Genomic DNA, 13,066 nt, shown 5'->3' with positions numbered 1-13,066 from the left:
CTCGCACTGGTTCGACTTCACGGGGCCCAGCCTCGCCATCGACACGGCGTGCTCCTCCGCGCTGGTCGCGATTCACGAGGCCCGCGAGAGCCTGCTGCGAGGCTCCTGCGACGTCGCGGTGGTGGGCGGCGCGAACCTCTACCTGCACCCGAGCAAGTACCTCCGGATGTGCCGCAATCGCCTCGTGTCGTCGAGTGCGCGGGGCCTCTTCGCGCGAGGAGGGGAGGGGTTCGTTCCGGGCGAAGGCGTGGGGGCGGTGCTGCTCAAGCCGCTGTCCCGCGCGCTGCGCGATGGAGACAGGGTTCTTGGAACGATTGCCGGCTCGGGTGTCGCACACAGCGGGCGGACCAACGCCTACCTCCTGCCGTCACCCGAGGCCCAGGCGAACCTCATCCGCCGGGTCGCCACGGAAGCCTCGGTGGAGCCGGGCACGGTGGGGTACTGGGAAGCCCAGGCCATCGGTTCGGAGGTCGTGGATTCGGCCGAGTGGAGCTCGCTGCTCCGGGCCGTGGGCACCGCTGCCTCGGAGGAGCCCAGGGTCATCGGGTCCTTGAAGGGGAACCTGGGGCACATGGAGGCGGCCTCGGGCATCGCACAGCTCACCCGGGTGCTGTTGCAGTTCGAGCACGCGGAGTTCCTGCCGACACTCGTCGCCGAGGAGCTGCATCCGGGCATCACCCTCGACGGTGCTCCCTTCCGACTCCAGCGGGACGCGGCGCCCTGGCCTTCGCCGGTGGCTTCGCCTCGGCGCGCGGCCATCACCGCACTGGGGGCGGGAGGCGTGTCGGCGCACCTCCTCGTCGAAGAGGGGCCTCGGCGGCTGGAGTCCTCGGCGGTCGAGTCTCGCCCCGAGTTGGTCGTCCTCTCCGCGCGGAGCGAGGCGGCGCTGCGGACGATGGCGCTCGCGCTCGCGGACACGGTTCGGCTCCCTCGGGGAGCCCGGCTCGCGGACATCGCCTGGACGCTCCAGGTGGGGCGCGAAGCCTTCGCGCATCGCGTGGCCTTCGTCGCCTCGACGGCGCAGTCCCTCGCGGATGCGCTCGAGGCCTTCGCCAGGGGTGGACGCATCAGCCTCCCTCACGCACAGGCCCGCGTGGCCGGTGGCGTGCCCACTTCAGCGAGCGACCTCGAAGCCCTCTGTGCACGTCGCGGTGAGCCCGGCGTGCTGGAGCGGCTGGCCCAGGCCTGGTGTGGCGGCGCGGAGCTGGACTGGCGCAGGCTGCTGGGGAACGCCGCCGTCGAGCGTGTCGCGCTTCCCGGGCACCCCTTCGAGAAGATCCGGTGCTGGGTGGAGGCCCCCGCACCCGTGGGAGTCGTCGCCAGCTACTACGACCGCCTCGCGAACTTCTTCGCCGCCGAGCACGGGGGCGACGGGCTGCACCTGAACTTCGCCCCGTTGGCCGCTCCGATGAAGGGGTTCTCGTGGCTCCTCTCGTATGTGGAGCCCGAGCAGCACCGCGAGCAGCTCGCCCGAGCGACCTCGGCGCAGAAGGAAGCGAAGGCCCGCTTGTTCTCGGCCGTCGACTTCCACCAGGCGACCGCGGTCTTCGACATGGGCTGCGGCTACGGCACCGACCTGCTGGGTCTCGCGGTCCGCTATCCGCACTTGCGTTGCGACGGCTACTCGCTGGCGCCGGGGCAGCTCGACATCGGCAACCGCCATGCGGCCTCGGCGGGTGTCGCGGAGCGCGTGCGCCTGCTCCACCGGGACAGCGCTCGTGACGAGCTGCCGGAGATGTACGACGCCGCCCTCGGCTTCGAGGTGACGTTCCACGTCGAGGACAAGGATGGACTCTTCGGGAACCTCTCCCGGCACCTGAAGGTGGGCGGGCGGTTGCTGCTCGCGGATGTCGTCGCCATGACGGCGGTGGATGTCCGGGCCGCTCGGCTCGGACAGTTCACCCCGACGCAGGCGCAGTTCGCCCGACTCCTGGCCCGCCATGGGTTCGAGGTCGAGCAGTGCATCGACGCCAGTCGCGAGGTCTCCCACTTCCTCCATGACCCGGACTTCGAGGCCCACTTGAAGGAGCTGGCGGCGCGCCACCCCGAGCTGGCCCCGTTGGAGCCCGAGCATCGGGGTTGGCACCACTTCGGCCTGGCGCTCGCCGAGGGCTTCTTCCGCTACGTGCTGCTCGTGGCGACGCGGGTGGAGGGAGGCTCGGCGCAGTCGAGGGAGGCGAAGAACCTCGCGCGCCTGGAGAGCGCGGTGCCCTACTCGGGAGGACCTTCGACGCCCGTTCCCCCGAAGGGCCGCCCGCGCTCCCTGGGCGAGAGGGCCCCTCGGATGGAGGCGCGCGAAGTGGAGCGAGGGCTCTCCGTGCTCGCGACCGAGGTCCTGGGGATTCCCGCCGAGCGGCTCGACCTCGAGGCGACCTTCTCCGACATGGGCGTGGGCTCGCTGCAGGGGCTCCGGTGGGTCGAGCGCATCAGCCGCGTGTTCCACGTCGAGCTGGGATTGGAGACGCTCTTCAATCACCCCAGCCTCCGCGCGCTCGCGCGCCACATCGCGTCCTTGCGCCCGTCCACCGCTGTCCCGGAAGAGGCGCCTCGCGCGGCTCCGGCACGAACGGATGGCGCGGTGGCGGTCATTGGCATGGCCTGCCGGTTCGCGGGGGCGCGGGATGTCCAGCAGTTCGGAGAGAACCTCCGAGCGGGGCGCTGCTCCGTGACGGAGGTGCCCGCCTCGCGTTGGGACACCGGCGCCCACTACGACCCGCGTGGGACGCAGGGGCGCAGCCGCAGCAAGTGGGGTGGCTTCATCGACGACGTCGAGCGCTTCGACGCGGCGTTCTTCCAGATATCGCCCCGCGAAGGGGAGGTCATGGACCCGCAGCAGCGGCTCTTCCTGGAGGCCGCGTGGGCCGCGCTGGAGGAGTCCGGTCATGCGCACCGAGACCGCGCGCTGCGCTGTGGCGTCATCGCGGGCGTGACGGGGAATGAGTACCAGTCGCTGCTCCCCTCCGACGTCGTGGCGGACCGGCTGGGCGGCACGTTGCTGGGCAACACCGGTTCGATTCTCGCGGCACGCATCGCGTACTTCCTGGACCTGAAGGGACCGGTGCTGACGGTCGACACCGCGTGCTCCTCGTCACTGGTCGCGGTCCATGAGGCTTGCCGCAAGCTCCAGGACGGGGAAGCGGACCTGATGCTCGCGGGAGGGGTGACGCTCTTCTTGAACCCCCTGACGTTCGCGATGATGAGCCAGGCGGGCATCCTGTCCCCGCGCGGACTGTGCCGCCCGTTCGCCTCGGATGCGGATGGCATCGCGGTGGGGGACGGCGTCGGCGTCGTGGTGCTCAAGCCCCTGGAGGCCGCACTCCGGGATGGGGACCCGATTCATGGCGTGATTCGCGGCTCGGGGGTGAATCACGATGGCCGCACCAACGGCATCACCGCGCCGAGCTTCGACGCCCAGAAGGACCTCCTGCTCGACGTGTATCGCCGACACGGCATCGCCCCGGAGTCGATCACCCTCGTCGAGGCGCATGGGACCGGGACGCCCCTGGGGGACCCCGTCGAGGTCTCCGCGCTGACCGCCGCGTTCCGGGAGCACACGCCTCGGCGGGGCTTCTGCGCCATCGGCTCGGTGAAGGGCAACGTGGGGCACACCGCGGGCGCCGCGGGTGTCGCGGGGCTCATCAAGTGCTTGCTCTCCCTGAAGCAGCGGACGCTGTTCCCCACGCTTCACGCACCGAAGGAGAACGAGCGCATCGACTTCCCGGCCACGCCCTTCTTCGTCAACCGCGAGGTGCGGCGCTGGGAGTCGGAGGGGGGGCCGCTTCGAGCGGCGGTCAGTGCGTTCGGCTTCAGCGGCACCAACTGCCATGTGGTGGTGGAGGAGGCCCCGATGGAGCTGGAGGTCCCCGAGGTCGCCCCGGTGCTGGTGCCTGTCTCCGCTCGCGACGAGCGGGCGCTTCGTGAGTCCCTCCGCCGCTTGAGCGCCGCGCTCCAGGGCGACTCGCCTCGGCTCGACTCGGTCGCGGCGACACTCCAGGCGCGACAGGAGGAGGAGCAGCGGTGCGCCATCGTGTGTGGCTCCATGGAGGAGCTGCGTGCCGCGCTGACGGCCGCGGTCGAGGGGACTCCGCATCCGAGTGTCCATCGCGGCCATGCGCGCGCCGCGGCCCAGGTGCTTGGCGGGCTCGGCGACAACGCCATGGGCGGGGACCTCATGGCGCTGGCGATGCAGCGAGGAGACCTCGGGCAGATGGCTCGGTGGTGGGCGCTGGGCGTGTCGTTGGACTTCCGCCGCCTCTGGCCGGGAGCCCTTCCGCGCCGCGTTTCCTTGCCGACCTATCCGTTCCAGGGAGAGCGCCTGTGGGCGGTGCCCAGGTCGGAGCGCTCGACGCTGGAGTTCCTCCTCCAGCCGGAGTGGCGCGCGGCGCCTCCGCCCTCGGGCGAGGCGATGTCGGCGACCCTCGTCGTTCACGCCCCCGAGGGACGCGCGGTGGCGCGGCTGGCGGGCGGCGAGTCCGCGTCGCTGCTCGGGACGGATGCGGACTTCGATGCGGCGCTGCGAGGCCCGCTGCCGCCGCGCCGGATCCTGTTCCTGGGAGGCGCGCAGCTCACGCCCGTGGAGCTGGGCGATGCGCGCGCGCTGGGGTCGGTGCAGCAACACGGGCTGCTCGCGCTCGCGCGGCTGATGCATGCCCTGGCCTCACTCGGCAAGCTGGAGGCCGTCGCGGAGTTGGTCATCGTGACGACCGGTGCTCAGCGGACAGGCGCGACGGACACTCTCCAGCCGTTTGGCGCGGCGCTCTGGGGCCTGGCCCGGACCCTGGCCCATGAGCACCCGCACCTGTCTGTCGTGGCGGTGGACACCGAGCACCCGCTGGAGCGCGAAGAGGCCTCGAGCCTGGCGCGAAGGCTCGCTGGTGAGCGGCATGCTCCCGGCTTCCAGGGCGTGGCCTACCGGGGGGCTCAGCGGCTCATGCCCGCGCTGCGACGGATTCCGACGGCGGCGCCCACGGCAACCCCTCTTCAGGAGCGAGGGGTCTACGTCCTCTTCGGAGGGGGCGGCGGGGTGGGGCTCGAGCTCGCGCGACACATGGCTCGGACGGCTCGCGCGCGCATCGTCCTGGTGGGGCGGGGCGAGCCCACCCACCGGCTGCACGAGCAGATGGAGGAAGTGGCCGCGCTCGGTGGCGAGGCGGTGTACCTGCGCGGTGATGTCAGCCAGGCGGAGAGCATCCGCTGGGTCCTGAGCGAGACGCGCCGCCGGTTTGGGGCGGTCAACGGCATCGTCCAGTCCGCGGTCGCCATTCGCATGGCGCGCGTCACCGAGCTCACGGATGAGGACTGGAGCACCGTGCTCGCCGCGAAGGTCACGGGGATGCAGGCCCTGCGCGATGCGGTCGCGGGGATGCCGCTCGACTTCGTGCTGGTCATCTCCTCGACGCAGGCCCTGTCGGGTGACCCGGGGTTTGGTGCCTACGCCGCCGCGTCCTCCTTCCAGGATGCGTACTCACTCGCCTGGGGCACGGCGGATGGGACCGCCGTGAAGCTGGTCAACCTGGGGTACTGGGTCCGCTACGGTGCCTCCGCCGCCGTCGAGGCCTATGAGCGGAAGATCTCCGCGCTCGGCATCCAGTCCATCTCCCCCGCGGAGGGCATGGCCGCCTTCGAGGCCTGCCTCGCCGGAGCGCCTGCGCAGGTCGTGATGTTCAAGGGCTCGGAGTCCGCGCTCGCGGCCTTGGGGCTGGGAGAGGCTCCAGCGCGCGAGCCGCTGCGCCGGCTCGATGGGGCGCTCGCGGTGGAGCCGACCTTCGATGTCGAGGCGTCGCGTCGTGCGCTCGATGGATTGGACCGCATCGCCCGGCGCTGGCTGCTGCGTGGCTTCCGCGAGAAGGGCCTGCTGCGCTCGGGAGGACAGCGGTTCTCTCAGGAGACGCTGGCGAACCGCCTGGGCGTGCAGGCCTCCCACGGGAAGCAGTTCGACGCGCTGCTCGACATCCTCGTGCGTGCTGGCTGGCTGACGCTCGACGGTGAGGAGTACACGACGGCCGCCTCGCTCGAAGACGCCTCGCTGGATGGCCGGTTGTCGGGAGTGGAGGACGAGGCGCGGGACCTGGCCCGCCGTCACCCCGAGGTCGCGCAGCACATCCATCTCCTGGGCGCGAGCCTGCCCCGCTACTTCGAGGTGTTGGGAGGACAGGTCCTGGCGACGGACGTGTTGTTCCCGGGCTCGTCGGTGGAGATGCTCGCCGCGCTCTACCGGGGCAACCCGGTGGCGGACTGGTACAACGACCTCGCCGCGCGCGCGGTGGCTTGCTACGTGGAGCAGCGCCTGCCGTCGCTCGCGCCGGGCGAGCGGATCGAAATCCTCGAAGTCGGCGCGGGGACGGGCGGCACGAGCGCGGCGGTGTTGGAGCGGCTCCGCGTGCATGCGGACCGCGTGCGCTACGTCTTCACCGACCTCTCCACCGGGTTCCTGCGGCGGGCACAGAAGCTCCTGGGGCCCGCCCATCCCCACGTCGACTTCCGCCTCTTCGACCTGGAGCGGGATGCGCGAGCGCAGGACCTGGGCGCGGCGTCCTTCGACGTGGTGCTGGGCGCGAACGTCGTGCACGCGACGAGCGACCTGACGGCGACGCTTCGAGGACTGCGCGGACTGCTCCGTGAGCGAGGCTGGCTGGTGCTCTACGAGGCCACCGAGGTGCAGGACTTCGCGACCATCGCCTACGGACTCCTGGACGGCTGGTGGCGCTTCGAGGACCCCGAGCACCGTCTGCCGAGGTCCCCGCTGCTCCACGGGAACGCCTGGCTGGAGGTGCTCACGCGCGAGGGCTTCCTCAGCCGGAGCTTCGGCCCGGTGGATGCGCAAGGGCGCTCCACCGCGAGGATCCTCGTCGCGGAGCAGACCGGCGCCCCCCAGGCGTCACGCCCCAGGGCCGCACCGACTCCCGTCGTGGCCCCGCCTCCGCGAGCCGCCCCCGCCGAGCCCCTCCCTCCGGCGGCCTCCCTGCGTGAGGCCATCACGGCCATCGTCGTGCGCGAGGTCGCGGCCTCCCTGGGCTTCGCCGAGAAGGACATCGAGCTGTCGGCGGCGTTCCCTCGCTACGGCGTGGACTCGATTACCGGTGTCGACCTCGTCAATCGCCTGAACCATGCGCTGGGCCTCCAGCTGCGCACGACGGTCATCTTCGACCACGCCAACGTCCACGAGCTGGTGGGGGCGCTGATGCGTGAGCATGGGGACACGCTCGCGTCGTTCGCGCGCGCGCCGGCGCCTCCGGCATCCCCGATGCCCATGAGTCCGGCGCCAGCGCCGGGTCCCGCTCCGGCGGTGCAGGGGGCGCCTCTCGACGACCAGGCCATCGCGGTGATTGGCATGTCGGGGCGCTTCCCCGGCGCGGCGAACCTGGACGAGCTCTGGCGGAACGTGCTGTCGGGACGCTGCTCCATCACGGAGGTCCCTGCCTCGCGGTGGAGCGCGAACGAGCAGGCCGAGCAGGGCGCCGCCGATGGCTCTTGCTCACCCTGCAAGTGGGGCGGGTTCCTGGATGGAATCGACCTCTTCGACGCGGGCTTCTTCAACATGTCGGGGCACGAGGCCGCGGTGACCGACCCGCAGCAGCGGCTCTTCCTGGAGGAGTGCTGGAACGCGCTCGAGAACGCCGGCTATGCGAGCGAGAAGGTCGCCAACACGCGCTGCGGTGTCTTCGTGGGGGCCTCGGCCGGGGACTACTACACGCAGATGCGCTTCGCGGGTCGGGGCCGCGAGCCGCATGCGTTCTGGGGGAACAGCGTCGCGGTGATACCCGCCCGCATCGCGTATCACCTGGACCTGAAGGGGCCGAGCGTCTCGAACGATACCGCCTGCTCGTCGTCCCTGACGTCGCTGCATCTGGCGTGTCAGAGCCTGCGCACGGGGGAGTGCGAGATGGCCATCTCGGGCGGCGTCTACATCGCGACCACGCCCAACGTGCACATCCTCGCCAGCAACGCGGGGATGACCTCCGCCCAAGGGCAGAACCGTGCGTTCGACGATGCGGCGGACGGCTTCGTGCCAGGCGAGGGCGTGGGCGCCGTGGTGCTCAAGCCCCTGCGCGCGGCGGTGCGAGATGGCGACACCATCCACGGCGTCATCGTCGCCAGTGGCTTGAACCAGGACGGGCACACCTACGGGCTCACGGCGCCGAGCGGTGCGTCGCAGGCCACGCTGATTGCGTCCGTGTACGAGCGCGCGAAGCTCAACCCGGAGACCATCACCTTCGTGGAGTCCCATGGCACCGGCACGCGCCTGGGAGACCCCATCGAGTTCGGCGCGCTGACGGATGGCTTCCGCCGCTTCACCCCGCGCGAGGGCTTCTGCGCCATCGGCGCGCTGAAGAACAACATCGGCCACGCGGCGGCGGCGGCGGGCGTGGGCGGGGTGCTCAAGGTCCTCTTGATGCTGCGCCACCGGATGCTTCCGCCCCTGGCGCGCTTCGAGAAGCCCAGTCGGCACCTCACCGTGGAGGGCAGTCCGTTCTACTTCAACACGGAGGCGCGTCCCTGGACGGCGCCCTCGGGCAGCCCACGACGCGCCGCCATCAGCGCGTTCGGCGTCAGCGGCACCAACGCCCACGTCGTGCTGGAGGAGTACCTTCCGAAGCACGACGGCATGCGCCCGCGCGAAGGCGTCAGGCCGTTCGTCCTCTCCGCGCGCGACCGGGAGTCGCTGGCCCAGGTGGCTGGACGCCTCGCGGAGCACCTGCGTTGGGAGTCGCGCGACGGTGGACGCATCGACCTCGATGACCTGGCGTACACGCTGGCGGTGGGCCGCAAGTCCTTCGAGGAGCGCGCCGCGTTCGTCGCCTCCTCGCTCGACGAGGTCCTCCGGCATCTCGAGACGGTCGCCGCGGGACATGAGGACCGCGTGGTGCATCGGGGAACCGTTCCGGCGGACACCCAGGCGGAGGCCCCCGTCCCCGAGACGGACCCTCGTCGCTGCGCGGAGCGATGGCTCCAAGGGGCGGTGATCTCCTGGGAGGCCCTGTGGACGGGCGCCACGCCGCATCGCATCCCGCTGCCGACCTATCCGCTGCGACGCGAGCGCCACTGGTATCAGCGGACGGAGCCGAAGGCTTCACCCCCGCATGCCTTCGAGCCGGCCTGGGTCGAGGCACGACACCGCTCCGGAGGCTGGAGTGGTGGCGCGGTGGTGTTGTTCGACGAAGGCACCGAGGGACGCTCGGTCCTGCGTGAGGCCTTCCGCTCGGAGCCGCTCATCCTCGTGGAGCCCGGCGACGCCTACGGCCAACCCGGGGAGCACCACTACCGCATCAACCCGAGCCTCCCCTCGGACTATCTGCGGCTGCGCGCGGAGCTGGCGAGCCGGGGGATGGAGCCGCGCCTGCTGGTGCACCGCTGGTTCGCGGTGTCCTCTCCCTTCGCCGGAGCGAGCGCGAGCAAGGCGGCCGAGGCGCTCTTCTCCTCGCTGCTCTTCCTGGTCCAGGGCTTTGGTGCGGAGGGCCGAGGCGGGCCCCTCCGTCTCCTGCACGTCTTCGAGTCGTCGCCCACGGAGCCGGCCGTGGCGCACGCCGCCTGCGCGGGGCTCTTGAGGACGCTGGAGCGTGAGAACCCGACGTGGCGCTGCGCGAACGTTGAAATCCAAGGCTCGCTGAACGAGAGCGGTCCGCGCATCGCCCAGCTCCTCGGCGCGGAGGCCGCGAGCACCGACAACGATGTCGAGGTTCGCTTCTCGGGCAACCGCCGGTTGGTTCGCCGCTTCACGGAGGCCGCGCCCCTCGTCTCCACGGAGGCGCAGGGCTCGCTCGCCGAGAAGGTCTGGCTCATCACGGGTGGGGCAGGGGGCGTCGGTGCGCACCTCGCCCTGTTCCTGACGCGAGCCCAGGGGGGACGTGTGGTCCTGTGCGGACGCACCCCCGCCATCTCCCTCCTCTTCCCCGTCACGGAGTGGCTCGGGGACCGAGGCTCCTACGTGCAGGCGGACGTCACGAAGCCCGAGGAGGTCCGCCGCGCCGTCGCCTGGACACGCGAGCGCTTCGGCCGGATCGATGGCGTCCTGCACTCCGCCGGTGTGCTCCGCGACTCGCTCATCCTCAACAAGTCGCTGGAGACCGCGCGTCAGGTGCTCACGACGAAGATCGCCGGCGCGCACCACCTCGACGAGGCGACCCGCGAGGACCGCTTGTCGTTCTTCGCCCTGTTCTCGTCGCTGTCCTCCGTGACGGGGAGCCTGGGGCAGGCGGACTATGCCTTCGCCAACCGCTACCTCGACGCCTTCGCCGAGCATCGGGAGTCCTTGCGGAGCGCGGGCCTGCGGTCTGGAAGGACGCTGTCCATCAACTGGCCGCTCTGGCGGGACGGGGGAATGCGCGCCGACGAGAAGGTCGTCTCGCAGCTGCGAGAGTCCTTCGGGTTGGAGCCCATCACCTCGGAGCAGGGCGGACAAGCGCTCCTCGATTCCTTCCTGGCGCGCGGGGCCCAGCGCCTCATCCTGGGCGGCGATGTCTCGCGATTCCGCGGTGCGTTCACGTCCGCGGGAATCTTCGGGACACGGACGCCCGAGGCTCCCGTGACGGCGCCAGCACCTGTTCCTCCCGCCGCTCCTCCGGCCGTCGGAGGCCCGGCGATGGAGCAGGTGAACGCGCGAGTCCGGAGCATCGTCGCGCGAGGGCTGGGGATTCCCTCGGACCGCATCGGCTTGGATGATGCCTTCCAGCGGCACGGGATGGACTCCGTGCTCGCGGTGTCGATCGCGCGCGAGCTCGACCAGGACTTCGGAGAGGTTCCGAAGACGCTGCTCTTCGAGCGCGACACCTTGCGGGAGCTGGCTGGCTGGATTGCCACCCATCGCCCCGGGCCGGTGGAGCCCGTGGAGGCCCGCCCCGTTCCGGTCGAGGTGAAGGTCCAGGCTCCCGTCACGGCCTCGCGAACGGATGAGCCCATCGCCATCATCGCGTTGAGCGGGTTCTATCCAGGGGCTGGCGCGGACCTGGAGCGCTTCTGGACGAACCTGAAGGAAGGGCGCGAGCAGCTCTCGGCCTGGCCCCGGGAGCGTGCGGGGGAGGGCGCGGGGGAGCTGCCCTGGGGTGGCTTCGTCGAAGGGGTGGACCTCTTCGACCCGCTGCTCTTCGGACTGACGCCGGCGGATGCGTCGCTCGTGGACCCCCAGGAGCGGGTCTTCCTCGAGACGGTGTGGAGGCTGTTCGACGATGCGGCGTACTCACGCGCGCACCTGAAGGCGCAGCAGCAGCTCCGAGGGGGCGTGGGCGTCTTCGTGGGGGCGAGCGACCCGCAGTACGCGTTCCTCGCGAAGGACCGGGCGACGGCCGCGTCGGTGGGGACATCCTCGGCGGCGGGCATCGCGAACCGTGCGTCCTATGTCTTCGACCTGAAGGGCCCGAGCCTGACGCTCAACACCGCGTGCTCGTCGTCGCTCAGCGCGCTGCACCTGGCCTGCGAGAGCCTGCGCGGCGGTGCCTGCGCGATGGCGGTGGTGGGAGGCGTCAACCTCCTGCTGCACGCGGAGAAGTACGCAGCGCTCCAGCGCACGGGGTTGCTCACGCGTGGGACGCAGAGCCGCAGCCTGGGCCAGGGGGATGGATACCTGCCGGGAGAGGGCGCTGGCGCGGTGTTGCTCAAGCCCCTGGCGGCGGCTCGCGTGGATGGGGACCGCATCCTGGGGCTCATCCGCTCGACGTGGAGCGAGCACGGAGGGACCACGGCCGGCTATGCGGTGCCCAGCCCCAAGGCCCAGGCGCGGGCGCTCTCACGGGCGCTCTCTCTCTCGGGGCTTCCCGCCTCGGCCGTCGGGTACATCGAGGTGGCCGCGAACGGCTCCGAGGTCGGTGACTCCGTCGAGGTGGCGGGCCTCGCCCAGGTCTTCGAGGGCAGCGGACTGGCCCCTGGCTCGTGCCCGATGGGCAGCGTGAAGTCGAACATCGGCCACCTCGAGGCCGCCTCGGGAATCTCCCAGCTGACCAAGGTCCTGCTCCAGCTGCGAGAGGGACTGCTCGCGCCGACGCTGCACGCCGAGCCCCTCAACCCGTTGATCGACCTGCGAGGCACACCCTTCCGCGTGCAGTCGCGTCTCGCGGAGTGGCCCCGCCAGGAGCGGAAGGACGGAGCGGGGATGCTGCCTCGGGTCGCGACCATCAGCAGCTTTGGCGCGGGAGGCGCCAGCGCCCACGTCATCGTGGAGGAGGCGCCCATGGACGCGCGGACCCCTGTCCGGAGCGGTGCCTCCTTCCTCCTGCCGCTCTCCGCCCGCACTCCAGAGTTGCTGCGCCAGGATGCGGAGACCCTCGCCTCGTTCCTTCGCTCGACCGAGGGACAGCGGCTCTCGCTCGACGAGCTGACCTGGACCCTTCAGCACAGAGAACCCCTGTCCACGCGCGCGGCCTTCCTCGCGAGCGACCTGTCGAAGGTCCTCCAGGTGCTCGATGCCGTCGCGCGAGGGGAGCGCGCGGAGGGGCTCCACCAGGGCGTCGATGGGACGTCCTCGGTGAGCGCGCTGCTGGAAGGCGAGGAGGGGCGGACCTATGTCGCGGAGCTGTTCGCGCGGGGCAAGCTCGACAAGCTCGCTCGACTCTGGGCGGAGGGCGCGGACCTCGAGTGGTCGGGGCTCCCTGGCACCGGGACACCGCCGCGACGTGTGAGGCTTCCGCCGCGAGCCCTCATCCGCCGTCGATGCTGGGTCGATGACGCCGTGCCCTTCGCGCCGGAGGTGGCGAGCCCGTCACCTGTCGCCCGGAAGGCAGGGGACTCGGTGACGCAGCAGCTCACGCGGATGCTCGCGGAGCTGACGCAGCTGGAGGTCTCGGAGATCGACCCGACCCGTCCCTGGGCGGCGCTCGGGGTGAACTCCTTGACGCTCGTCCGGCTGCGCGACGGCATCGAGCGTGACCTCTCGGTGCGTGTGGCCATGTCGGTGATGGGGAGCTGCCACACCGTCAACGAGCTGGCGGAGCAGCTTCGCTCGGCCTCCACCGCGCCACCTGTTCGCGAGGCACCTCGGGTCACCAACGGGCACACGAACGAGAAGCTGAGTGATGGGAGCCTCGAAGAGCTGTTCGTCCGCTTGAGTGGTGCGCCGTCGCGGAAGGGGGAGGCCTGA

At 71.2% G+C, this 13,066-nt stretch carries 1 protein-coding gene (running past one end of the window); it reads left to right on the top strand.

Annotation, left to right across the window (positions count from 1 at the left end; all coding sequences use genetic code 11):
• Positions 1–13,066, top strand: partial view of an amino acid adenylation domain-containing protein gene (locus MYSTI_RS43930; protein ID WP_169558665.1) — the 3' portion only. It extends 29,492 nt beyond the left edge of the window; only the last 13,066 of its 42,558 coding nucleotides appear in the window; the start codon falls outside the window, past its left edge; its stop codon occupies positions 13,064–13,066.

Source organism: Myxococcus stipitatus DSM 14675, from assembly GCF_000331735.1.
GTDB classification, from domain to species: Bacteria; Myxococcota; Myxococcia; order Myxococcales; family Myxococcaceae; genus Myxococcus; species Myxococcus stipitatus.
This window is presented reverse-complemented; position numbering and strand designations above follow the sequence as displayed.